General features: G+C 51.2%; 23 protein-coding genes and 1 pseudogene. 14 read left to right on the plus strand and 10 right to left on the minus strand.

Annotated elements, in window-relative coordinates; genetic code table 11:
• Positions 1-76: 76 nt before the first annotated feature.
• The 7 genes from J9260_RS16510 (at position 77) to J9260_RS16540 (ending at position 5,352) form a co-directional block, all read left to right on the plus strand.
• Entirely contained in the window at positions 77-313 is a 237-nt protein-coding gene (locus J9260_RS16510; protein ID WP_210218806.1) for a FitA-like ribbon-helix-helix domain-containing protein, read from the plus strand.
• Positions 300-716: a type II toxin-antitoxin system VapC family toxin gene (locus tag J9260_RS16515; protein WP_210218807.1), complete on the plus strand. Its 417-nt coding sequence runs from the start codon at positions 300-302 to the stop codon at positions 714-716. Before J9260_RS16510 ends, J9260_RS16515 begins: the two co-directional genes overlap by 14 nt.
• A 245-nt stretch (positions 717-961) precedes the next feature.
• Positions 962-2,164, plus strand: coding sequence for an RtcB family protein (locus tag J9260_RS16520; protein ID WP_210218808.1), 1,203 nt, complete (start codon positions 962-964; stop codon positions 2,162-2,164).
• Positions 2,165-2,176: 12 nt separating this feature from the next.
• The gene (locus J9260_RS16525) at positions 2,177-3,127 is read left to right on the plus strand and encodes a hypothetical protein (RefSeq protein WP_210218809.1); all 951 of its coding nucleotides are present in this window, start codon (positions 2,177-2,179) and stop codon (positions 3,125-3,127) included.
• The gene (locus J9260_RS16530; protein ID WP_210218810.1) at positions 3,105-3,311 is read left to right on the plus strand and encodes a hypothetical protein; all 207 of its coding nucleotides are present in this window, start codon (positions 3,105-3,107) and stop codon (positions 3,309-3,311) included. The genes J9260_RS16525 and J9260_RS16530 overlap by 23 nt, the downstream gene beginning before the upstream one ends.
• Before the next feature lie 20 nt (positions 3,312-3,331).
• Positions 3,332-4,063 carry a MipA/OmpV family protein gene (locus tag J9260_RS16535; protein WP_210218811.1) on the plus strand — a complete coding sequence of 244 codons (732 nt, stop codon included), beginning with the start codon at positions 3,332-3,334 and terminating at the stop codon, positions 4,061-4,063.
• A gap of 131 nt (positions 4,064-4,194) precedes the next feature.
• Positions 4,195-5,352 (plus strand): ChaN family lipoprotein, encoded by a 1,158-nt coding sequence (locus tag J9260_RS16540; protein WP_210218812.1) that lies wholly within the window; start codon positions 4,195-4,197, stop codon positions 5,350-5,352.
• Positions 5,353-5,443: 91 nt separating this feature from the next.
• Here the strand turns inward: J9260_RS16540 and J9260_RS18715 are convergent.
• Positions 5,444-6,238: pseudogene (locus tag J9260_RS18715) on the minus strand (nitrilase-related carbon-nitrogen hydrolase); the annotation flags it as partial.
• A 148-nt stretch (positions 6,239-6,386) separates the two neighbouring features.
• Here J9260_RS18715 and J9260_RS16545 point away from each other — a divergent pair.
• The 4 genes from J9260_RS16545 to J9260_RS16560 all read left to right on the plus strand — a co-directional run bounded on the left by J9260_RS16545 (position 6,387) and on the right by J9260_RS16560 (position 11,531).
• Positions 6,387-7,049, plus strand: coding sequence for a thiopurine S-methyltransferase (locus J9260_RS16545; RefSeq protein ID WP_210218813.1), 663 nt, complete (start codon positions 6,387-6,389; stop codon positions 7,047-7,049).
• Positions 7,046-9,799 carry a DNA polymerase I gene (polA, locus tag J9260_RS16550; protein WP_210218814.1) on the plus strand — a complete coding sequence of 918 codons (2,754 nt, stop codon included), beginning with the start codon at positions 7,046-7,048 and terminating at the stop codon, positions 9,797-9,799. The genes J9260_RS16545 and polA overlap by 4 nt, the downstream gene beginning before the upstream one ends.
• A 109-nt stretch (positions 9,800-9,908) precedes the next feature.
• Positions 9,909-11,135, plus strand: a complete 1,227-nt coding sequence (locus J9260_RS16555) for an OmpP1/FadL family transporter (protein WP_210218815.1) — start codon at positions 9,909-9,911, stop codon at positions 11,133-11,135.
• Positions 11,136-11,231: 96 nt separating this feature from the next.
• Entirely contained in the window at positions 11,232-11,531 is a 300-nt protein-coding gene (locus J9260_RS16560; RefSeq protein WP_210218816.1) for a TusE/DsrC/DsvC family sulfur relay protein, read from the plus strand.
• Between the two features lie 16 nt (positions 11,532-11,547).
• Here the strand turns inward: J9260_RS16560 and J9260_RS16565 are convergent, their stop codons facing one another.
• A complete protein-coding gene (locus J9260_RS16565) occupies positions 11,548-12,750 on the minus strand; it encodes a BaiN/RdsA family NAD(P)/FAD-dependent oxidoreductase (protein WP_246499497.1) in 1,203 nt (400 codons plus the stop codon).
• A 73-nt stretch (positions 12,751-12,823) separates the two neighbouring features.
• Positions 12,824-13,213 carry a 3D domain-containing protein gene (locus J9260_RS16570; RefSeq protein ID WP_210218817.1) on the minus strand — a complete coding sequence of 130 codons (390 nt, stop codon included), beginning with the start codon at positions 13,211-13,213 and terminating at the stop codon, positions 12,824-12,826.
• A gap of 552 nt (positions 13,214-13,765) precedes the next feature.
• Here J9260_RS16570 and J9260_RS16575 point away from each other — a divergent pair.
• Entirely contained in the window at positions 13,766-15,271 is a 1,506-nt protein-coding gene (locus J9260_RS16575; protein ID WP_210218818.1) for a B12-binding domain-containing radical SAM protein, read from the plus strand.
• Here J9260_RS16575 and J9260_RS16580 read toward each other — a convergent pair.
• Positions 15,257-16,531, minus strand: a complete 1,275-nt coding sequence (locus J9260_RS16580; protein WP_210218819.1) for a type II toxin-antitoxin system HipA family toxin — start codon at positions 16,529-16,531, stop codon at positions 15,257-15,259. The genes J9260_RS16575 and J9260_RS16580 overlap by 15 nt on opposite strands.
• Complete coding sequence (locus J9260_RS16585) at positions 16,528-16,800, minus strand: helix-turn-helix transcriptional regulator (RefSeq protein ID WP_210218820.1); 273 nt, start codon at positions 16,798-16,800, stop codon at positions 16,528-16,530. The genes J9260_RS16580 and J9260_RS16585 overlap by 4 nt, the downstream gene beginning before the upstream one ends.
• Positions 16,801-16,964: 164 nt before the next feature.
• Here J9260_RS16585 and J9260_RS16590 point away from each other — a divergent pair, with 164 nt between their 5' ends.
• Positions 16,965-17,252, plus strand: a complete 288-nt coding sequence (locus tag J9260_RS16590) for a heavy-metal-associated domain-containing protein (RefSeq protein ID WP_210218821.1) — start codon at positions 16,965-16,967, stop codon at positions 17,250-17,252.
• Between the two features lie 7 nt (positions 17,253-17,259).
• Complete coding sequence (locus tag J9260_RS16595) at positions 17,260-17,655, plus strand: hypothetical protein (RefSeq protein ID WP_210218822.1); 396 nt, start codon at positions 17,260-17,262, stop codon at positions 17,653-17,655.
• 64 nt (positions 17,656-17,719) lie between these two features.
• Here the strand turns inward: J9260_RS16595 and speE are convergent, their stop codons facing one another.
• The 5 genes from speE to J9260_RS16620 all read right to left on the minus strand — a co-directional run bounded on the left by speE (position 17,720) and on the right by J9260_RS16620 (position 22,800).
• Positions 17,720-18,577 carry a polyamine aminopropyltransferase gene (gene speE / locus J9260_RS16600; RefSeq protein WP_210218823.1) on the minus strand — a complete coding sequence of 286 codons (858 nt, stop codon included), beginning with the start codon at positions 18,575-18,577 and terminating at the stop codon, positions 17,720-17,722.
• A gap of 71 nt (positions 18,578-18,648) precedes the next feature.
• Entirely contained in the window at positions 18,649-19,122 is a 474-nt protein-coding gene (locus J9260_RS16605) for a Smg family protein (RefSeq protein WP_210218824.1), read from the minus strand.
• On the minus strand, positions 19,122-20,297 hold the full coding sequence (gene dprA / locus J9260_RS16610) for a DNA-processing protein DprA (protein ID WP_210218825.1): 1,176 nt from the start codon (positions 20,295-20,297) through the stop codon (positions 19,122-19,124). Before dprA ends, J9260_RS16605 begins: the two co-directional genes overlap by 1 nt.
• Before the next feature lie 9 nt (positions 20,298-20,306).
• On the minus strand, positions 20,307-21,305 hold the full coding sequence (locus J9260_RS16615; protein ID WP_210218826.1) for an adenosine kinase: 999 nt from the start codon (positions 21,303-21,305) through the stop codon (positions 20,307-20,309).
• A 307-nt stretch (positions 21,306-21,612) separates the two neighbouring features.
• Positions 21,613-22,800, minus strand: coding sequence for a FimV/HubP family polar landmark protein (locus J9260_RS16620; protein ID WP_210218827.1), 1,188 nt, complete (start codon positions 22,798-22,800; stop codon positions 21,613-21,615).
• Positions 22,801-22,869 lie beyond the last annotated feature (69 nt).

Consider the following 22,869-nt stretch of genomic DNA (forward strand, 5'->3'; position numbering starts at 1 on the left):
AAAACACAAAACACTTCACTCAAATTGGCATGTTTGATAGCATTGATAGCATTCTTGCTGTGTGGAACTCAAAATTATGTCGAATTTGATCGTCCGTAAACTTGAGCCTGAAATTATCGAGGCACTCAAGCAACGTGCTGCCCGTAACGGCAGAAGTGCTGAAATGGAACACCGCGCCATTTTGCGAGAGGTGTTGTTGGTGCTGAAAAAACGCAGTCTTGCCGAAATTTTAGCGGCAATGCCTAACGTTGGCACAGATGCGGATTTTGAACGCATCCAAGGTAAGCAGCAGGTTGCTGATGTATTTGCTTGATACCAATGTCATCAGCGAAATCCGTAAAGGTCAACGCGCTAATTCGGGTGTGCAAGCCTTTTTTCAACGAGTCATCAACAACGGTGACAGGTTATGGCTTTCAGCGGTCACTATCGGTGAATTGCGGCGGGGAATTGAGCTGATCCGTCGTCGTAATGACGCTACACAAGCCCTTCAATTGGAACACTGGTTGGAACAAATTCTGAGCGAGTATCAAGATCATATTATCGGGGTTGATGCTGATACTGCTCAATTGTGGGGACGATTGCGTGTCCCACACCACGAACATGAGCTGGATAAACTGATCGCTGCCAGCGCGTTACTCTATGATTTAACAGTGGTAACACGCAATGTGGATGATTTTGCAGGAACCGGGGCGAAACTCCTGAATCCGTTTAGCTAAACCCGGTTTTTGCATCCGACTGGTGCTTGACATCTGTTGTTTTTACGCTACACTTTTCCCTCATTATCAACCTCAACTACGGAGACACAACATGCTGAATGAACAAATACGGAGCAGTTTACTTAACTAGTGTCTCCCGCGCTTGTGCCGGGGGACTGATGTCAGTCATCCGGCGTAAGAATGCGGTGCTTCGTGTGCAGCATGTCGAAAACCCCGGATGGCCTAAAAACCAACGGGGTTTTTTTATGCCTATCAGTTTTATGCTCAATAAGGGCAAGGTTCCGGTCAAGATTTTTACTGACGATGTGGATAGCGGTTCGCTGACACAATTGGGAAATCTGTCGCAACTGCCCTTCATCCACAGCCACATTGCGGCGATGCCCGACGTGCATCACGGCATTGGTGCGACCGTGGGTTCAGTGATTCCCACCCGTGGCGCGATTATTCCCGCTGCCGTCGGCGTGGATATTGGTTGTGGAATGAACGCGGTACGTTTATCGCTCAAAGCCCACGACTTGCCTGACAACTTGTACAGCATTCGCACGGCGATTGAACAGCGCGTGCCTACGGGTTTCGATGAACACGAACGCCCCAGCATCAACGGTTCTACACTCAATAACATGGGTAAGCATCTGGATGTGATTACCGACAAGCACCCCGGATTGGTGAAAATGTTGAAAAATTTTCACCGCCAATGGGGCAAGCAACTCGGCACACTCGGCGGCGGCAACCATTTTATCGAGCTGTGCATCGACGAAAGTGATGACGTGTGGGTGATGCTGCATTCCGGCAGTCGCGGGGTTGGCAATGCCATCGGGCGCTATTTCATCGAAAAGGCCAAAAAGGATGTGGGGCGGGAACTCGGTCAATTGCCGGACAAAGATCTCGCCTACTTCACCGAAGGCACGCAACATTTTGATGATTACGTGGAAGCCGTCGGTTGGGCGCAGGATTACGCCATGACCAACCGTCGCGAAATGATGCGTTTGGTATTGGACGCGTTGCAACGTAGCAAAGCCTTGCCCGCGTTCACTACCACTCGCGAGGCGATCAACTGCCACCACAATTACGTGCAAAAGGAAGAGCACTTCGGCGCGGAAGTTTACCTGACCCGCAAGGGCGCAATCAGTGCGCAGTTGGGGCAGCTCGGCATTATTCCCGGCAGCATGGGCGCGAAATCGTACATTGTGCGCGGCTTGGGCAACGAACAATCGTTCTGCTCCTGCTCGCACGGCGCGGGGCGACGCATGAGCCGCACCGAAGCCAAACGGCGTTTCAATACACTCGATCTGGAAGCGCAGACCAAGGGTATCGAATGCCGCAAGGACAAAGGCGTGGTCGATGAAATTCCCGGCGCGTACAAGGACATCGACGTGGTGATGCAGAACCAAAGCGATCTGGTCGAGGTCGTACATACATTGCGTCAAGTCATTTGCGTGAAAGGCTAAACGAGGTGAAACATGGAGAAAACACAAGTTGAACTGATCCGCGAATGCTTAAGCGGCAACCGCACGGTGTTTCGCTACGCACCGGATAGCTACGCGCTGCAATTGCTCAAGGATTACATTGGCAATGGCATGGGGATTGGTGCATTGCGCCGCTCCCCTTACGCCAAATTGTTAACCAAACCTATCGTCGCAGAAGCCTTGGCTTTAGCAGGCAATGGCATGTTGGAGCCTTGGCATTTGGAGTCGGTGTTGGCGCAATACCGCGATCACAAGCCGCTGAATTTCATCCTCACGCTGGACGAGTGGGGCACAGATGACAAGGACGACCGCCATTGGAAGCAGATTTGCCGCACCGGTTACGACCTAGTGCTGCAACTGAATTTTGCCAACGACCACCATCAGCATTACAAAACACTGGTTAAAACCGACGATGTTGCGCCGTTTTCCTACCACGGGCATCCGGTGCGTAAAGATGGCAACCTAGAAACGCTGGCTTGGGCGCGAATTGATCTTGATTTCGCCAGTAATCAGGCATTGATCGAGGAAATTCAGTCCGATTGGATCAAAGGTGCGAATAACAATGCGCACGATTGGTTGTACGGCGACAGCAATATGCAGGAATACCGCGAAGTGCTGCGCCCCTATACGCGGGTGTGGGATGAAGCAATTCTCACCGCAGCTCTGTGCTTTATTCGGCGCGAACTGGGTATTCGTGAAGTGTTTTACCACAGCTACGATACCGGAAACCGCCTCAAGGGGATTGAGCGTTATTACGAATACGGCAAGCCGCCGCGTTATTTGTACACCGAATTGCCCAAAAAGTTTTGCTTCGTCAAAACCAGCGAAGCCCCGGACTTCCTCAAACCTGTCCGGTATCTGCATTACCTGCAACGGCACGGTAAAGCGCAATGGTTCAAACTGCCAACACAGGAGAAATCGTATGGCAAACAAGCAGCGGCGTAGCCGCAATCCCGTTGCACACCACCTGTTTATTCATCGGGGTGGGGCGCACGTCAAAAGTAATTCTGCTAAACGGCAGGAAGATAAACGCCAGTTGCGTAAGCTGGTGGATAAAGCAGGGGGCGGATTTTCCGCCCCCGATTTTTTTAACCCCACACTTCTCACTTGTACTAAACTGGCAGCCTAAACCCTTTAGGAAGCCTAATCATGCCTTACAAAGTCCTGCCCCTGATTGCTTGTTTATTCCCACTCTATGCACACGCAGAAACTGCCACTCCCCGCACTTGGGACGTAGGTTTAGCCGTCACCGCCAACCAATCTCCGTTTGTTGATGGCGATACGGTCATCAGTGCACGTCCGGTCAAGTTGAATAACAGCGGTTTTGACATTCCGGGGATCACTTGGTCATTCAGCAAAGCACCACAGCGCGAATTTTACGTGGGCGCAGGCTTGGATGAATGGGATCACGAGCGTGGCGATAGCCAAACCCTTAGTGATATGCGCAAATTAGACCGTGCCGTCAATGTGCGGGTCGGTGGCGCGTGGAAATTACCCAGCGGTGTCGCGAATGTCGATGTGGCGCAAGACGTAGCCAATGCCCACAAAGGTACGCAAGCAAAATTACGTTACACCCACAACCCCGCGCCGCATCAAGCCAGCGTGCGCCCGTATGTGGAAGCGCAATGGTTATCCAGCAAATTGACCGATTATTACGTGGGTGTGGATGCGGCTGAAGTCAAAGCCGGTCGCCCTGCGTATCAGGCGGGTTCAGCGGTAGCATTGAAAACCGGCTTGACCTTACGGAAAGCCTTAACCCCGAAACTTACCTTGGTCGGCGGAGTAGATGCTACCCATTACGGCAGCGCGATTACCGACAGTCCGTTAGTGGAACGCAGCACCGTGTGGGGAACTTACGCAGGTATGACTTACCGTTGGTGAGGCGCGATGCGTTAGTCAGTGTTAACCCTTGGCTTTATCGGAAATGCACCAACCGCTAACGTGGGATATGGTAAACTGCGGTCGATTTAATCACACTTCCTCAGTTCCCACGATTTAAGGGTACTCCCCGCATGATAATAAAGCGTAAGTGGCTCGCCGCGTGTTGCGTGGCTTTGGTATGGTGGGCGGCAAGCGTTAATGCTGCCGTTTTAGAACACCGCCATGTGCAGGATGTCCTCGCGTGGCTGGGGAATTATCAGCCGCAAGCATTACACGACGGTAAACGTTTAGCATTCCCAGCGTTGATTGAGGCATTAGATACGCACCGCGTGGTTTTTGTTGGGGAAACGCACGACCGTTATGACCATCATTTGAACCAATTGGCGATTTTGCAGGCGTTGCATCGGCGTAATCCGCAAGTGGCGATTGGGGTGGAATGGTTTCAGCAACCGTTTCAGCCGGTGGTGGATGCGTGGTTAGCGGGCAAAATCGACGAAGCCGAATTGCTGCGCCGTACCGAATATTTTGATCGCTGGCGTTACGACTACCGCATGTTGCGCCCGATTATGGAATACGCCAAAGCCAACGGTTTGCCGGTCATGGCTTTGAACGCCCCCACTGAATTAACCCGCAAAGTGGCTCAAGGTGGTTTGGAAGCCTTGTCGTCGTCGCAACGTGCGCAATTGCCTGCCAGTATCAGCCCGCCCGATCCAGCTTACCGTTCACGTCTGGAAAAAGTATTTGCGCAACACGCTGGCGCACAGCATCAACTGGATAATTTCATGCTGGTGCAACGGGTGTGGGATGAAACGATGGCGCAGAATGTTATCCGTTTTTTACAACCCAATCCGCAGTGGCGCATGGTGGTGTTTTCAGGCTCCGGGCATATCAGCCACGGTGCAGGAATTCCACAAGACGTGACTCAGCAACGCCCTGATATAAGCGTGACTACTGTTGCCAGCAGTGACGAAAGTGATGTGCAGGCGGAAACAGTGGATTATTACCTGTTGACTAAGCCGCTGGCGTTACCAGCGACAGGTCGTTTGGGGGTGAAGTTAAACACCGCCCCCAACGCGGTGACGATCGGCGCGATGTTGGAAAACAGCGCGGCACAACGCGCCGGGTTGCAAACCAATGACCGCATTACCGCGATTGACGCGCTCAGTGTCACGAGTATGAGCGATTTGATGCTGGCATTGGCACGTTATAAGCCGGGGCAACAGGCGCAGGTGACGGTGCAACGCCAAGGTGTTGCGGATTTAGCCGCTTATAACGTGGTCTTGCAGTAAACAAATCCGCCGGTGGTGTCAGCTCCCGCGACCAAGTGGGGCGGGCACTGCGGGTATGCATTTGGCATAAAATTTCCGGTTGTAAGTCGGCGACTAACAGCATTTCGGTATTAGCAGCCCCTTCGCTGACAACACCGTCGTGGGAATGGCTGAAATCGCAGGCACTTAACACCACGTTTTGGGCGTATTGACTGCCCATGCCACTCACGCCCTGCAAGTAACCCACATTGCCGCTCAAAATCACGTATGCCGGATTTTCCAAGGCACGTGCCTGTGCCGCATGGCGTAGCCGCAGGTAATGTTCGCGCAATGTAGAGCAGTGTGGGGTGAATAATAAACCCGCGCCTTGGTTAACCAAACGCCGCGCTAGTTCCGGGCTTTCCACGTCTTGCCCTAATAAAATGCCAATTGTGCCGCAGTCGGTTTCCAGCGCGTCGGCAGCATCGCCCGAACAAGTACTCCATGTGCGGCTTTCGGCTTCAGGAATATGGATTTTCGCACGGTGGTGCAAACTGCCATCACGTAACGCGATTAAACAAACGTTTTCCACCTGACCATTGGGACGGCTGATTAAATGACTGCCACCAATCACGTTAATGCGGTATTTACTGGCGAAACGTCGCAGGCTTTTTTCAATCTTAAACGTATAATGATTGAGGATGGCGAGTGCTTCGCCACTGCTGGGTTTGCGCGGCGATAAACTTAGCAGTTGCAGGGTAAAGCGTTCGGGCAGAACTACAAAATCCGCCTGTTGTTCGGCTGCGGTGCTGATCCAGTGTTCCAGTTGTTTGCTAAAATCGTCAAACGCACGGATTTGCCCCTGTAAATATTGTACGCTGGCAACCCGGACGTTATCGGGGGAATGGGAAAAGTTTGCGCCACCCATGATTTTGCCCTTTTTTCAAATGATTGAAGAGACCAACTAACTGTTGCTTATAGTACACAGGTTGTTGTGGTAAATATAAGACAAAGTTTTTTAACCCCTATAAGCAGATTCATTGCACCTTTGGTCGGTTTTTTCTTGGAGATTCAGGATGCATACAGATTTTTGGTTGGAACGCTGGGAACAGAATCAAATCGGTTTTCACCAAGACGATTTTAACAACCACTTGCAGGCGTTTTGGGATCAATTGCAGATTCCCGCCGGGAGCAATATTTTCGTGCCGCTGTGTGGCAAAAGCCAAGATTTATTGTGGTTGCGGGCGCAAGGTTACGGCGTGATTGGGGGGGAATTAAGCCCGATTGCGGTGCGCGATTTTTTTGCTGAAAATCGTTTAGAACCGACGATTACCACACATGGCGTGTTACAGCGTTGGGAAGCCGATGGTCTGGTGATTTGGCTGGGTGATTTCTTTGCATTAAGTGCGGCGGAAGTGGCGCAGTGTGCGGGGGCATTTGACCGCGCTTCGTTAATTGCTTTGCCACCGGCAATGCGTGAGCGTTATGCCCAACATTTAATCCAGATTTTACCGGCGCACTGCCGCACTTTATTGATTACGCTGGAATACGATCAGCAACAGATGAATGGCCCACCGTTTGCGGTGTATGAAGCGGAAGTGCAGGTGTTGTACGCGGATGCATTGGCGGTCAGCTTATTGTTTGTGACCGATGTGCTGGATGACAGCCCCGGTTTTCGCCAGCGCGGGTTAACCAAACTCGAAGAAAAAGTCTACGTGTTGCAGGAACAAACCGCATGAAATCGACCAAACCGCTCGTCCTCGTGGACGGTTCATCCTACCTGTTCCGCGCTTTCCACGCGCTCCCCCCGCTGACTAATACGCACGGCGAGCCTACCGGTGCGATGCACGGCGTGTTGAATATGCTGGATAAATTGCGCAAGGATTACGACCCAGAGCACATGGCGGTGATTTTCGACGCACCCGGCAAAACCTTCCGCGATGACCTTTACCCGCAATACAAAGCCAACCGCCCGCCGATGCCGGACGATTTGCGCTGCCAAATTGAACCGTTGCTGGCGATTATCCGGGCGCAAGGCTACCCGCTGCTGATTATTCCTGACGTGGAAGCCGATGACGTAATCGGCACCTTGGCGGCGCACTACGACGGCAAAGTGATTATTTCCACCGGCGACAAAGACATGGCGCAATTGGTGGATGAGCGCGTTCACCTGATTAACACCATGAGCGGGCATTACGCCGACCCCGCTGGTGTGGTGGAAAAATTCGGGGTTGCGCCGGAACGCATCCGCGATTACCTCGCGCTGATTGGCGATACCGTGGATAACGTCCCCGGTGTCAACAAAGTTGGCCCCAAAACAGCGGTCAAATGGCTGGACGAATACGGTTCGCTGGAAAACATTATGGCACGAGCCGCCGAGTTCAAAGGCAAAATCGGCGAAAACCTGCGCGAAGCCTTGGCACATTTACCGCTGTCTTTCGAGCTGGTCACGATTAAATGCGATGTGGAACTGGATTTGCAGCCGGAAACGCTGGCGTTTGATCCGCCGGATGTGGAAACCTTGCGGGGATTGTATGAGCGGTATGGGTTTCGGACGCGGTTGGCGGGGTTGGATGTAGAGAAGAAAATCCCCCCTAGCCCCCCTTTTTCAAAGAGGGGAACAGAAGAAGATGAACTGCAATTGCCTCTTACTCCCCCCTTTGAAAAAGGGGGGGCGGGGGGGATTTATTCTTCAATCCTCACCCAACCCGACCTAGAAGCTTGGCTAACCCGCCTACAAGCCGCCGCCGAATTCGCCTTCGACACCGAAACCACCAGCCTTGACTACATGGAAGCGCAAATCGTCGGCGTGTCTTTTGCCATCACACCGGGAGAGGCTGCTTACCTGCCATTGGCACATGATTACCTCGGTGCACCACCACAACTCAATCGCGAAGCAGTGTTGGCGCAATTCAAGCCTTTGCTGGAAGACCCTGCTATTCGCAAGATCGGGCAAAATCTCAAATACGACCGCAGCGTATTGCTGAATCACGGGATTACCTTGCGCGGTATTGCCCACGACACCATGCTGCAATCGTATGTGCTGGATTCGACCGCCAGCCGCCACGATTTCGACACGCTGTGTGCCAAGCACCTCAACCATACCACTATCAGCTTTGCGGATATTGCCGGGAAGGGCAAAAACCAACTGACGTTTAATCAGGTCGGGTTGGAACAAGCGACACCGTATGCGGCGGAAGATGCCGATTACACCCTACGCTTGCATCAGCATTTTTGGGCGCAACTGCAAGCCCTCGACGGGCAGCGCAAGCTCTACGAAAGCGTGGAAGTACCGCTGGTGAGTGTGCTATCCACCATTGAGCGCAATGGGGTGAAAGTCGACGCGGCGATGTTGGCGCATCACAGTAAGGAACTGGAAACGCGGATGCATTCCGTGATGTTGGAGGCTTACGCAGCAGCAGGGCAGGAATTTAACCTTGCCTCACCCAAGCAATTGGGGGAAATCCTTTACACCAAACTTGGTTTGACCGCGCCGCGCAAAACCCCCAAAGGGCAGCCGTCTACCGCTGAGGACGTGCTGGAAGAACTCGCGGATATGGGGCATGAATTGCCTAAGCTGATTTTGGTGCATCGTGGGTTGGCGAAACTCAAATCCACGTACACCGACAAATTGCCACAGCAAATTAACCCACGTACCGGGCGGGTGCATACCTCTTACCATCAGGCGGTGGCTTCGACCGGGCGGTTGTCATCGTCAGACCCTAATTTGCAGAATATCCCGATCCGCAATGAGGAAGGGCGGCGCATTCGCCAAGCGTTTATCGCGGAAAGCGGCTGTCAATTGCTGGCGGCGGACTATTCCCAGATCGAATTACGCATTATGGCGCATTTGTCCCGTGATGCCGGTTTGCTGAATGCGTTTGCGCAAGGGTTGGATGTGCATCGTGCCACGGCTGCTGAAGTTTTCGGTACACCGTTGGCGGAAGTGACCACGGAACAACGTCGGGCGGCGAAGGCGATTAACTTCGGGCTGATTTACGGGATGTCGGCATTTGGTTTGGCAAAACAGTTGGGGGTGGATCGGCGTGATGCGCAAGATTACGTCAATCTGTATTTTGCCCGTTACCCCGGCGTGAAACAGTATATGGATGACACCCGCGAACAGGCTCGCGCCCAAGGCTATGTGGAAACGCTGTTCGGGCGGCGTTTATTCCTGCCGGATATTCATTCAAAAAATGCCGCTACCCGTCAGTATGCGGAGCGCACTGCGATTAATGCGCCGATGCAAGGCACGGCGGCGGATATTATTAAAAAGGCGATGCTGGCGGTGGATGCTTGGCTGCAAAACAGCGGCTTGCGTACCAAAATGATTATGCAAGTGCACGATGAACTGGTGTTTGAAGTGCCTGAAAACGAAATGGCAACGGTGCGTGAACACGTGGTTGCGCTGATGACGAATGTCGCAGTGTTAGCAGTGCCATTGTTGGTGGAGAGTGGGGTGGGGAATAATTGGGATGAGGCGCATTAATTCTTGCCAATAGTTAGACTATTTACCTCATTTATTGGTCTTATAAAACTTTCTTCTCCTATTTGTTTCTGTTAATTTCTTGATCGAGGAAACAAGAGGAGAAACTGTCATGAAATCTATTTTTTCCAGAAATATTCTGGTTGTTGCCGTTTTGTGTGGGCTGAATACGTCGGTTCACGCCGCCGGATTTGCTTTGGCTAACCAAGCCGGTTCTGGTACGGGTAATGCATTTGCTGGTAACACTGCGGTAGTGGAAGATGCATCCACCGCTTGGCTCAATCCAGCAGGGATGACCGAGTTAAAGTCTGATACACATATCAGTACATCCGCCCATCTGGTTATGCCGAAAGCACAATTTACCAACGATGGCTCAACACTACCGGGGGTTGGAACTGCCGATGGTGGCAAAAATGGAGTTGTTCCCGGCGTATACGTTGTGCGTCGTTTAAACGATAAAATGAGTGCGGGCTTATCAGTCAATGCACCTTTCGGTTTGGGAACAGAGTATAGCGATAATTGGGTTGGGCGTGCTCATGCCTTAGAATCCACTATCAAAACATTAAATATCAATCCATCCATCGCCTACAAGGTTAACGACCAACTCAGCGTAGGAGCTGGTATTAGTGCGCAGTCAATGGAAGTAAAGCTAAAAAGTGCTCTTCCCACAGGGCCTACCGTGACTATCGCTGGTAAAGATCATCTATCCACTGGGGTTAACGCAGGACTTTTATACAAGCCAACAGAAAAAACGCAGATTGGCCTTCATTATCGTTCTGGTGTCGATCATAAATTGAAAGGCACGTCGAAATCTGATTTTGCACCACTAAATGCAGATGTTACGGCCGATGCAAGCCTGCCAGCGCATATGTCGCTATCGGTCGGGCACAAAGTGAATGATAAATTGGAAGTGATGGGTGACGTTACTCGTACAAAATGGAGTAGCTATGAACGAATCAGGGTTGTGAGATCCAACGGAGTTGACCTATCTAATGAATATCAAGGCTGGAAAGACGCTAACCGTTACGCCATTGGTGCTAATTACCAGTATAGTGAACGTTTGAAGCTACGTGGTGGCATTGCACTAGATGAAAGTCCCGTTCCCAATGCACAACTGCGCAGCCCGCGCACACCAGATAATGACCGAACTTGGGTAGCAGTGGGTGCAAACTACAAGGTAAAGAAGAATTTCGACGTGGATGTTGCCTACACGCATATCTCCACAAAAAGTACTCCTATTGAAAATACGAAAATGATCACGGGCATTCCATTTTTGCTTAAAGGTAACTACGACAGCAAGGTGGATGTGGTGGGTGTTCAGTTGAACTGGGCTTTTTAAAATCCCCCAAACCCGATGTGAATATTGACACTTACCCCCTATTTGTCATTTCATTGCAATACCTGATTAGATTACTAGGCATTTGAGGAGATAGCGATGAGCATTGAAATACCGGGTCGCGATGGTGACGGTTACTTGTTGAGCATGGACGATTGGACACCAGAAATCGGCAAAGCAATGGCAGAAGCGGATGGTGTCGAATTGACCGACGCGAAGTGGGATCAAATCATGAAAGCGCGTGAATACTACGATGACCAAGCGGTTGTGCCACCGATTCGCAAGTTTTCCAAATTCATCAATATGGATCAAAAAGAGCTGTTTGCGCAGTGGAAGACCGGCCCAATGAAGCCGATCACCAAATACGGTGGTTTGCCTAAGCCGACTGGCTGCGTGTAAACGAATGAGTGCGGGGCTATACTGTTTGCCCCGCACACCACCCCGACGACCACGCCCACTGAAAGTTATACCCACCGAGCCAGCCCGTTACATCGACGGTTTCCCCGATAAAATATAAACCTGCTACCTGACGCGCTTCCATCGTTTTGGAGGATAACTCGCGCGTGTCTACCCCGCCTAAACTCACTTCAGCGGTACGCATTCCTTCTGTGCCTGCGGGGGTGATTTCCCATGCTTGTAATTGTTGTGCAATAGCTTGTAACGCTTTTTCACCGTATTGCCCTAGCGGACGGTTGGGAAATAGGGTTTCGCACAAGCGATGCGCGAGGCGCGTGGGTAAGACTTCTGCCAACACAGTTTTTAATTCGGCCTTGGGACGCTGTTTTTGCAGGGTTTGCAGCCAAGTGAACACAGGTTTACCCGGTAACAGGTTAATCCTGACAGCCGCGCCTTTTTGCCAGTAAGACGAAATTTGCAGCATTGCCGGGCCACTCAAGCCCCGGTGGGTAAACAACAGGTTTTCACGAAACGCGCCAGCCGCGCATTCAGCAGTGATTTCGGTGCTGATTCCTGCAAGTCCTGCGAATAAGCCATCAAGCATTTCCTGCGTCAAGGTAAACGGTACAAGGGCGGGCGAGAATGGAATATTTTTCAGGCCGAACTGTTTCGCGATGCGCAACCCGAAATCGGTTGACCCCATGCGTGGAATCGAAGGCCCACCCGTGGCGATAACTAACGATGTACAGTGGTAATGGCCTTGAGTGGTGATAAGGTCAAAACCCGCTGCATCGTGAGTAACGCGCTCAATCTCGGTATCGAGGCGCAACGCTACGTCAGCAGCACGGCATTCCGCCCAGAGCATTTCGACAATTGCAGGAGCTTTTTGATCGCAGAACAGTTGCCCCAAGGTCTTTTCGTGCCAAGTAAGCCGGTATTGGCGCATCAGGCTGAGAAAATCTTGCGCGGTGTAACGACTGAGCGCAGATTTGCAAAAATGCGGGTTCTGCGACAAGTAAGCAGCCGGATTGACGTTGAGATTGGTGAAGTTACAACGCCCGCCGCCGGAAATCAGGATTTTTTTACCAATTTTCTCAGCTTTGTCGAGCAGCAGCACGCGCCGTCTGCGTTTGCCTGCTTGCGCTGCGCACATGAGACCTGCCGCACCTGCGCCGAGAATAATGACATCATAAGTATCTGTGGTTTGCATGGGGCGCATCATAAGCCTTCGCCCATCAAGAAAAAAGCCCGCTTTTCAGCGGGCTTTGGATAATCCTTCTATCATACCGGGGGTATCACCAGTGAATGGCGACGTTACGTCTGCCCCAGCGTTTAGCAGCGCGGCGATCAGTACCCATATAGATGTCGATCTTTTTGCGCCAGCGGGGATGCATTTTGTCGAGAACAGTGTATTCGCCTTCCAAACCTTTGATCTTGATGGTGTCACCACGCGACAAGCCATAGTGTTTGAGAAGGTCTTTAGAAACGGCGATGGCTTTCATACCAGGCCGTAGGCGGTCGCCCCAAGCGGCGATGTCAGGAGTGCTATCCGTTTGTCCCGGAATAGAGTTATAAGCTGTTGCGGTAACCATGAGGTTGTTTGACCGCTCTTTTCCTGCGGTAGCAGTGCCGACTACGCCGAAGGCGAGCGCAACAACGACCAGAAAACGAGTTACAGTAAACATGACTATTGTACCTAAATGTTTGATTAAATGAAAATTAACGAAAAATTAATGAATGGTTTTAAAGGTATGATTGAAGGATGGGAGCGGACATTAGCATACAGTTATATACTAATGGAAGCCTTTGCTTAACATTCCGACCAATGGGTTGCTGTTGGACGGTTTGTGATTTATTAATTTGTTGACATATAAATAATCTCTCTACGGGAATTAGCTACCTGCTATCACGGAAACGCGCATCCTTTCGCTTCCCACTGCTCATTGTTTGCCCGCATTTTCTTGTTAAACATGAATTAATGCTTTCAAACAATGAGATACGTGAAACGGAGTGTAGACTAGAAAAATCGCATTGTCATCATGTGGGTAATTTTTGTTCTATTTATGGCGTTTAAGAATGATTTTTTAATGGCTTTATTGCTTATTTATCATGATATTATTGCGTATAATTAATATTTCTCATGGTATTGAAATAGACAGGGTATTTTTTCTGTGGTCACACCGTTTATCGGCGAATACTGATAGAATCTTCTGCCATGACAATGAGCTTGGTTTGTGATGCCTGATATTATTTTGACCACACTGAATGCCCGCTATAGCCATGCCTCGCTAGGTTTGCGTTATTTGTATGCAAACTTGGGTGAGCTGCAAGCGCGTGCGGTGATTCGCGAATTTACCATTGCGTTACGTCCGCTGGATATTGCTGAACAACTGTTAGCGGAAAATCCCAAGATCATCGGTTTGGGGGTCTATATTTGGAACATTACTGAGGCAACGGCCTTGGTTAGCTTATTGAAGCAATTAGCCCCTAATGTGATGGTTATTGTGGGTGGCCCGGAGGTTAGTTACGAACCGGAACAGCAAAATATCGTGAAAACCGCTGATTATTTAATCGCTGGCGCGGCGGAAGTGAGTTTTCGGCAAATTTGTGAGCAATTATTGTGCGGTCAGCGGCCTTTGCAGAAGATTACTAAGGGTGAACCCGTGCCTTTGGCGCAATTATCGTCACCCTATCAGTACTACACCGATGAAGATTTGCGCACTCGCTTTATCTATGTGGAAGCCTCGAGGGGTTGCCCGTTCAAGTGTGAATTTTGCCTGTCTGCCTTGGATAAAACCGCTTATCCCTTTGAATTAAATCGTTTTTTGGAAGAGATGGAAACCTTGTGGCAGCGTGGTTTGCGGCAATTCCGGTTTGTGGATCGTACCTTTAATCTGAAAATTCAAACCACGATTGCGATTCTGGACTTTTTTTTAGCACGTTTGGATTCAGAAACTTTTTTGCACTTCGAGTTGATCCCCGATCACTTGCCGGAAGCCCTGAAAGAGCGTATCACCCGTTTTCCGCCGAACAGCTTGCAGTTTGAAATTGGCATCCAAAGTTTTAATCCAGAAGTGCAAAGTTTGATCAGCCGCAAGCAGGACAATGACAAATCGGCGGAAAATATTCGCTGGTTGCGCGAAAATTCTACGGCACATTTGCATACGGATTTGATTTTTGGGTTGCCGGGGGAAGATCTGGCGAGTTTTGGGGATGGTTTTGATCGTTTGCTTGCGCTTGCACCGCATGAAATTCAGGTGGGAATTCTGAAACGGTTGCGTGGTACGCCGATTACACGCCATACCGAGAGCTTTGGCATGGTGTATAACCCGTTGCCGCCCTACAATATTTTACGCACCGACCGCGCCGATTTTCGCACCACCCAGCAAATGGGGCGGTTTGCACGTTATTGGGACATGATTGGCAATTCCGGGCGATTTGGGCAGGCATTGCCGCTGTTACTGGGTGACGCGCCGTTTACGCGGTTTTGGGCGTTGTCAGAGTGGATTTACGCACAAGATCAGCAAACCCACCAGATTGCGCTGCCACGCTTGTTCGTGATGGTGTATCAGGGTGGGCAGGAGGTCTTGGGTATTGCGCGTGAAACCTTGGAAACGGCGTTGCTGGAAGACTACTCGCGCACCGGGCAGAAAGGCCAGGTGCCATTTTTAAAGGAGTTCCGCCGCAATGCCCCGCAGGAACGCAGCGTTATCCGCAATCAACGCCAGTTACGCCACACCTGATGAATCTTGTTCGCGCTCGGTCAGCATGGCAATGCCATTTTGCCATACCGTCACCATGCGCTCGCCAATCTCGGCAAATTCGGGGTTGGCGTGTTGATAGGCTTGCAATGCGGGTAAGGTGGTTTCCAGCCCGTGTACTACCCATTCCAGCAGCCGATTCGCCCGCCGTTCATTAATAGTGCAAAACTGCCGCGCAAACGTGAGCAGGGCTTTGCGGTTCGGAAATGCTTTGCTGCCCCCAAACAATAACGCCAAGGTATCGTTGGGGATGTAAGGCGTGGTGGAAACAATGTCAAACGCGGGCGCAAAGCGCACTTCACCCTCTGGATCGTCGTAAAGCACCCCGAAATTTTTCAAATGGGCATCGCCATTTTGCACCGCACAACTCAGGGTTAGCGATAGGAAAAACTGTTCCAAAGCTTCGTGAATCAAATGCGGTGAGACAAATTGGCGGATGCGCTGGGCAATATCCTGGTAACTACCCACGTATTTGTCATCCGTTGCCAGCCCATTGAGTACGCAAAAATCTTCAAAGCCGTGATACCCACCTTTATTATCCAGATCGAAGCGTTTCACCACCAATAATTGCCCTTGCGCCACCAATTCAACCTCTGGTGTTTCCAGACCGGCGTGACGTGCTGCTTGCATACAAAAGTATTCATTCGCGGCTAATTGCGGAAAACGTTCGGGATTCCACGCCTTTATAATGTGGGTTGCGTCGCGGTAACTGAATTGCTCCGGTTGCGCCACGCTGGCGACGGTGTGGCTGTCACGCACCAGCACTTTGGGTTGCACCCCGGAAATCCCCGAATAACTGGCGTAACGTTGTAACAATTCCGTGAATAAGTCTTCTGTGCCGCTGTAAGTGCGCAACTGTTGCATATCTTGTAACGGCATTGCATCCGGCGTTTGCCCCACCGCAGCCAGCCGAATCCGCCCGATTTGCGAATGCCCGACAATTCCTAGCAAGGCCAAGTCATCAAAATGCTGCACGGTTTTTTGAAAGCGGTTGCGTAACAATTCACGCAATTCGCCTTCCGGCAGATTCATCTGAAAAATCGGGTGAATGCCTTGCTGGTAGCCGTATTGATCCGCCATCACGGGCATGGTGAGGGAAACCGCGTGGGTGGCGGGTGTTGTCGGGTGATAACCAAACACATAGGTGTGTGGGCGCACGGCACTGCGTCCGAGTGTGCCACAGGATTGACCTTGCACAAAAATGGCTAAACTGCCTTGATCGGTCTGCGGGTGTTTGCTCACGGTTTACGACCTGTTTTACGGTGTTGTGCTTCATCCACAAGGGTGTGCAGGGTCGGGCGGCGCGTTGCCAGCGGTTGCGCCTGCAATTCCAAACCTAAGACAGCACACAATGCCATGATTTTACGGATGCCTACCTCATTAATCGTGCCGTTTTCAATGGCGGATAAAGTGGCGCGGCTCATGCCGACTTTATCGCTGAGGTCGGCTTGGGTCAGGTTGCGCTGTTTACGGGCAGTGCGCAGGGTTACGCCCAAGGCTTGCATATCCATGTAAACTATATAATGCAAAATGTGCTATTTTTCAAATAATGAATCGTTTGTAATGCATTTTTAAACGTAGTCAGTGGCTTGTACACTCAATTAAAGGATAATCCTTGTATTTTCTGCCAAGTGCTTCCATATTCTGTGTAAGCAAAACACGATGAGGAACGGCGATGGAAACGCGAATTGAAGTAGAAAATATCCGCTGTGGTGGCTGCGCCAACACCATTACCAAAAAATTATTGGAAGACGAACGAATTACCGCCGTTGATGTCGATATAGCTAACCAGACAGTGATGGTGCAAAGCGACACAGACGTTCATGACGCTGCGGTAAAAATACTGTTTGGGCTGGGTTATCCTGAGCGTGGTACGGTGGCGGGTCTTGATGCCTTCAAAGAAAAGGCCATTTCCGTCGTCAGTTGTGCCATCGGCCGAATTGATATGCATACCAAAGGTTAGTGAGAATATGAAACACATTTTAATCGCTGTGGCGGCGATCAGCATGAGTATGGCGGCAGTAGTGCAAGCAGAAGAGAATAAAGCACCCGTTGCCAGTGCCGTGGCTCCCGAAGTTGCGGAAAATACCACCTCAAACATGACTGATTTGTGTAATACCTATGCAGAGGAAGACGGTATTGCCGAGTCTGCTAAAGCTGCTTATGTCAGCAAATGCCTTGAGCGCATGACCGATTTAAGCGAAAGCATCCAAGAAAGCGTGCCATTGGTGGCCGATGTTACCGAAGAGCCACTGGCAGCACCGACTTCGGAAACGGTCAACAGTGACCCCGAACAACTGGTCAAAGGTGAGCTGGTCGAAATCCCCGACCCCGGCGCAGAACAGCTAAGTGCTGAGAAAAAGTAAGAATTCCCTACCTCTTACGCCCTTCCTCTCTTGCGAGGGAAGGGCTAGGGATGGGGGACTCGTCTTACGCTAAAATCGCTTTCAGGAATTGTGGTAATGCCGCACTGCCCCGATGAATTTCCGCATTGTAGTAGCTGGTGGGGAAGCTCAGCGTTTGTGCAGTGGCTTCACGGGTAAAAGCAATGGAACCGCTTTTCGCAGCGATAGTGCAGCTCCACCACCCGGTCGGGTAGCATACTTGCTGGAATTGGTGCAATTGAATGTCGCTGAAACCCGCTTTACGCATGGTGTCGTGCATCGGCTTAATGATTTTCGCGGCGTGAACCAGCGGTGATTCGCTTTGTTGTACCAATAAACCGTTTTCCCCTAACGCCCGCCAGCAACCCCGGAAAAACTCCTCACTGTACAATACCGCGCCGGGGCCGACCGGATCAGTACTATCCACAATCAAAATATCCAGTGAACCGGGTTCGGCGTTATTGATCCAGGCAATGCCATCTTCAAACGCGAGGGTGGCACGCGGGTCATTATTGGATTCGCACAATTCCGGGAAAAACATCTCGCTAACGCGGGTAACACGCTCATCAATGTCGATTTGAATCGCGGATTCCACTTCCGGGTGCTTCAGCACTTCGCGCAACGTGCCGCAATCGCCGCCACCGATAATGCAAACCCGTTTTGGTGCAGGGTGGCTGAACAGTACCGGGTGCGACATCATTTCGTGGTAAACGAAATTGTCACGGGTTGTCACCATCGTACAACCATCCAGCGTCATTAATTTGCCGAAGGTGGTGGTATCGTAGATTTCCAGTTTCTGGAACGGGGTTTGTTCTTCGTGGATTTTTGCCGCTTCGGTCAATTCCAGCCCGAAAATCGTGCCGGAATCAGACAGTTCAGTAAACCAGTTTGGGTTGGATGTCATGGCAGTGCCTTGCTAGGTGGTCATTCAAGGCGGCTATCATGCCACAAGCAATCGGCGGGGTGAATGTCTGTTCAATGAAACACGGGTGCGCCGCCATTCAGGTTTAAGCCTTCTGCCCAGAAAAAGCTGTTACCTTCTTCGGGACGGTTGATTAATACCATCAAAACCACCCATTTAAGGCGATCTAAATTGAAGTCTTCGTCTTTCAGTTCCAGTACGCGGTCAAGAATTTGTTCGCGGGCTTCGGGGCTAATCACTCCGGCTTGTTCCAGAAATACCAAATAACCTTGGCACTCGCTGTTTAACCAGCATTGTTCTTCCGGTGAAAACATGCGCGTAGCAGACGAGCGGTAAGTCACTTCGACGCGGGCAGCTTCATCACCAAGGCTTTCTAACCAGTCGAAAGCGCGGGTAATTTCACTATGTAAAAAACCAGCCTCTTGCAAATAACCGTGCATTGATTGACGGTCTTCCGGCAGGTTATCGCCCATGTCGGGGTAATTGTCGAAAAGGTAGAAGAGGACATCCAGTGTGTTTTCTTTCATCAGTTTCCGTTTCTCGGCCCCAACCTCATGTAGTGCCCACCACCACATGCTGCTACAAAGCCCTGTAGTTCCAGCATCAGCAGAATGGAGGAAACTGCCTCAGCGGTCAAGCCTGTGTTCAGGATAATCTGGTCAATCGGTAGTGGTTCGTAGCCCAACGCATCAAGCACCTGTGCGTATTCAGGATCAACGGTATCAGCGAAGTTGAATTCGCTTTGGGTAACGCTAGGACGTTGTTCTGACAAGAGGTTACTGGCTTTATCCTGTTGCAGCCAGACGTTCAATTGCGGGGCAATTTCTTCCAAAATATCGTTAGCGGTTTCCACCAGTTTCGCACCTTGCTTAATCAAGTGATGGCAACCGCGTGCCAACGGGTTGTGGATTGAACCGGGAATTGCAAACACTTCGCGACCCTGTTCCATTGCGTGACGGGCGGTAACAAGCGTGCCGCTTTGCAAGGCTGCTTCCACCACCAATACCCCAAAACTCATGCCGCTGATAATACGATTGCGGCGTGGGAAATGTTGCGGGTGTGCGGGAATGCCAATTGGGAATTCCGACACAATTGCGCCGTGATTCACAATGCGTTCCGCCAGTTGGCGATTGCGCAACGGGTAAATAATGTCGAGGCCGTTGCCTACCACTGCAATAGTATTGCCGTTGGCATCCAGCGCGGCTTCGTGGCTGTGCGCGTCAATTCCCACCGCCAGCCCGCTGGTGACAGTAAGGCCGTTATTGGCAAAGTGAGCGGCAAACGCGCGTGCATTGTCCTTGCCACCTTGGGTGGGGGAGCGGCTACCGACCATACCCATTTGCGGGTCGTTCAGTAATTCCGCATTGCCCAGCACAAACAACAAAGGCGGCGCGGTGCGGATGCGTTTAAGCAATGCCGGGTAACGGCTGTCTTCCGGCACCAAGATATGATGTTGCGGGTCGGCTTCCAGCCATTGCCAATCAGCAGCAGCGGCATTCGCAGGTAACGCACGGTAAGCCGTAATGCCTTCCGCACGTAATCCTGCTTCCTGCAAGGCTTGATCGTTTACCCGTAAGGCTTCGGCGGCTCCCCCAAAGTGTTCCACCACGCGCCGCACACTGCCCGGCCCAATGCCTTTAGCTCGCCAGAAATGCAGGCGGGCGCGGAGTTCGTTATCACTTAAAGGATTGCTCTGGCTCATGGGTACGCCTTATATCACCGCTGCTAATACGTCTTGGTGCGCTGCTTTCGGCAATCGCGCCCCGAAAACGGTGACAATACGTGACGCTGCCAGACTGGCTAATTGCCCCGCTTGCGCATTACTCATGCCGTGCGTCATGCCGTACAGGAATGCCCCAGCAAACATATCACCCGCACCATTGGTATCAACCGCGGTGACCGGATTGGCGGCAACACGGGTTTCACCGTCAGCATCGACGATTAATGCGCCTTGCGCACCTAAGGTGACGACCACTTTGCGTGCAAACGGTTTGATGGCGGCGATGGCTTGTGTCAAATCGTCGTGTCCGGTGAAAACGCTCATTTCTTCTTGATTGCAAAACAGAATATCCACGCCGTCGCCAATCATTTCGTCGATGCCTGCACGGAAAAAACGCACCATTGCCGGATCAGAAAAGGTCATGGCGGTTTTGACTCCGTGTTGCGCTGCGACTTGCCGTGCTTTTAACGCTGCGGCGCGTGACACGTCAGAGGTGACTAAATAACCTTCGATGTACAGATATTGCGCTTGGGTTAATTCATCCAAATGCAATTCGCCTTCGGAAAAGTCGGCAGTGATCCCCAAAAACGTATTCATGGTGCGCTCGGCATCGGGTGTGACCATTACCATGCATTTACCGGTAACGCCTTCGCAACCGCAACGTACTTGATCCAGTTTGGTTTGCACCCCAGCCGCGTGTAAATCCTGCATGTAAAACTCACCGGACTCATCGTTCGCGACTTTACAAGCATAAAAAGTACTGCCGCCAAACTGGCTGACCGCCACAATGCTATTGGCAGCAGAACCGCCACTAGCGCGTTTTTTCAGACCAAAAGTCGCAGTTAAACCAGACAGTAAACGGTGTTGAGTCGGCTCGTCGATCAGGGTCATCATGCCTTTTTGGATGCCGTGCGCTGCTAAAAACGCTTCCGTCACCTCGAATTCTTTGTCGACCAGCGCGTTGCCGATACCGTATACGTCGTATTTCATGAAAACCTCTTAGGTATTGAATGCGAAAAGATACTCACAGTTATCCACTAAGTTATCCACAGGGTATAGCGCGGTGGGGGATAACGTTACAGGATGGGGAGGTTGCCAATAAACGGTGCAGATTGCCAGAGGCAGCTTAAAATAGTTACGTTTATCGGTAAAAAAACACCGCTCATCAGGAAAAACCTAGCCTAATCACCCTAAAATAGGGCGATGGTGGTGAACGAAGGATTTAAGTTATTGCCGGTGACCTAAACATTTTTCAGATGAGCGGATAGTTATCCACACCGCTTGTGCAAAAACTGCATCATCCGTTGAGCTTGGGTTCGGTGCGTTCGTCGGATTTTTCATCGAATGCGGGTTCAGCAGTGTAGCTGGCAATTTCCTTGCGCAGGCTGCGTTGCTGGCTGAAGGCTCGCCACAATAATGCCAAGATAAATAATAGCGAAATCAGCGCGATGATAAATGATAAACGTGAGGGCGTAACCGTGTTCGCAGTGGTTCCGTTGTGTGTACCCGCAGGAGCGATGGCATCCGTCGTGCCAGTTGCTGTTGCATTTTGTTGCGCTTTGGCGGCGGCGGATTGCTGCTCTAATAAACTGGTGAGCGGTGTGCCGGTTGAGGCTGCGGGTGTTGGTATAGCACCAGCTACTTGATCAGTAAAAACGGCGGGCGGTTTAGCAGTGTTGCTGGCAGCCGGTGTGTCGGTTGGCACTTCTGCTAACGTCAGTTGTGGTTTATTGCCGGTAGCCGCAGGCGGTGGTGGCACGCTTTCCGGGCTGGCGGTTTTGAGTTTGTCGTAAAGTGCTTGATTTTCAGCGTATTGCCGTTTGATGGATTCACTGGCTTCTTTGAGGGATGCCTGTAAATTTTTGATATGGGAATCTTTTTCCGCCAAGACGGTTTTCATTTCGGTGACTTGGGTGCGCAAGGTTTCCAAGTCCGCTGGTGTGGTCGTTGTGCCCGCTGTAGTCGCTTGCAGTTCACGAATCTTCGCGCTCAATTGGGTGCTGCGCTGTTGTTCTTGTTTGAGCTGAGTTTTCAGGGTAGCAATTTCGCGTTTAAGGCGTTGCTGGGTGGTGCGGGCGGCACTGAGATTGACGCGCGTGGCTTTGGGCTTGGCAGTTTTTTGAGGTGCTTTGGCGTAAGTGTGTTGCTGCCGTGCCTGCCAGTGACGGTTTTGTTGACGGGCATTGCGTAATGCCTGAATCCGATCCAGTTGTTGAATTTCTGCCAGTGTGGGCAGTTTCAGTACCGAGCCTTTTTTCAGCGCGTTAATATTGGAAACGGTAAACGCTTGTGGGTTTTTCGCACGGATCGCCAACATCATTTGTTGCGTGCTGACAGCGTAAGTGGGGCGCAGGCGACTGGCGATGCTCCACAGAGTTTCCTGCCCGGTAGTCGGCCCGTAAGTATTCGCAGCCGTCGCGGGTTGAATGCTGACGCTAACGCTGAGTAATAGCCCAAGGATGATGCTAATGAATGGATTTTTCATAATGTTTCCGCAACGACACTCGAAAAAGGTATCCCCCTATATAGACGATCTGGCTACATTTTGCAGCCA

It is taken from the genome of Thiothrix unzii (assembly GCF_017901175.1).
Taxonomy (GTDB): Bacteria; Pseudomonadota; Gammaproteobacteria; order Thiotrichales; family Thiotrichaceae; genus Thiothrix; species Thiothrix unzii.

Bases quoted from the DNA above. Each gene is read 5' to 3' on its own strand.
- J9260_RS16510 (WP_210218806.1), top strand. From the start codon at position 77: ATGTCGAATTTGATCGTCCGTAAACTTGAGCCTGAAATTATCGAGGCA.
- J9260_RS16515 (WP_210218807.1), top strand. From the start codon at position 300: ATGTATTTGCTTGATACCAATGTCATCAGCGAAATCCGTAAAGGTCAA.
- J9260_RS16520 (WP_210218808.1), top strand. From the start codon at position 962: ATGCCTATCAGTTTTATGCTCAATAAGGGCAAGGTTCCGGTCAAGATT.
- J9260_RS16525 (WP_210218809.1), top strand. From the start codon at position 2,177: ATGGAGAAAACACAAGTTGAACTGATCCGCGAATGCTTAAGCGGCAAC.
- J9260_RS16530 (WP_210218810.1), top strand. From the start codon at position 3,105: ATGGCAAACAAGCAGCGGCGTAGCCGCAATCCCGTTGCACACCACCTG.
- J9260_RS16535 (WP_210218811.1), top strand. From the start codon at position 3,332: ATGCCTTACAAAGTCCTGCCCCTGATTGCTTGTTTATTCCCACTCTAT.
- J9260_RS16540 (WP_210218812.1), top strand. From the start codon at position 4,195: ATGATAATAAAGCGTAAGTGGCTCGCCGCGTGTTGCGTGGCTTTGGTA.
- J9260_RS16545 (WP_210218813.1), top strand. From the start codon at position 6,387: ATGCATACAGATTTTTGGTTGGAACGCTGGGAACAGAATCAAATCGGT.
- polA (WP_210218814.1), top strand. From the start codon at position 7,046: ATGAAATCGACCAAACCGCTCGTCCTCGTGGACGGTTCATCCTACCTG.
- J9260_RS16555 (WP_210218815.1), top strand. From the start codon at position 9,909: ATGAAATCTATTTTTTCCAGAAATATTCTGGTTGTTGCCGTTTTGTGT.
- J9260_RS16560 (WP_210218816.1), top strand. From the start codon at position 11,232: ATGAGCATTGAAATACCGGGTCGCGATGGTGACGGTTACTTGTTGAGC.
- J9260_RS16565 (WP_246499497.1), bottom strand. From the start codon at position 12,750: ATGATGCGCCCCATGCAAACCACAGATACTTATGATGTCATTATTCTC.
- J9260_RS16570 (WP_210218817.1), bottom strand. From the start codon at position 13,213: ATGTTTACTGTAACTCGTTTTCTGGTCGTTGTTGCGCTCGCCTTCGGC.
- J9260_RS16575 (WP_210218818.1), top strand. From the start codon at position 13,766: ATGCCTGATATTATTTTGACCACACTGAATGCCCGCTATAGCCATGCC.
- J9260_RS16585 (WP_210218820.1), bottom strand. From the start codon at position 16,800: ATGGATATGCAAGCCTTGGGCGTAACCCTGCGCACTGCCCGTAAACAG.
- J9260_RS16590 (WP_210218821.1), top strand. From the start codon at position 16,965: ATGGAAACGCGAATTGAAGTAGAAAATATCCGCTGTGGTGGCTGCGCC.
- J9260_RS16595 (WP_210218822.1), top strand. From the start codon at position 17,260: ATGAAACACATTTTAATCGCTGTGGCGGCGATCAGCATGAGTATGGCG.
- speE (WP_210218823.1), bottom strand. From the start codon at position 18,577: ATGACATCCAACCCAAACTGGTTTACTGAACTGTCTGATTCCGGCACG.
- J9260_RS16605 (WP_210218824.1), bottom strand. From the start codon at position 19,122: ATGAAAGAAAACACACTGGATGTCCTCTTCTACCTTTTCGACAATTAC.
- dprA (WP_210218825.1), bottom strand. From the start codon at position 20,297: ATGAGCCAGAGCAATCCTTTAAGTGATAACGAACTCCGCGCCCGCCTG.
- J9260_RS16615 (WP_210218826.1), bottom strand. From the start codon at position 21,305: ATGAAATACGACGTATACGGTATCGGCAACGCGCTGGTCGACAAAGAA.
- J9260_RS16620 (WP_210218827.1), bottom strand. From the start codon at position 22,800: ATGAAAAATCCATTCATTAGCATCATCCTTGGGCTATTACTCAGCGTT.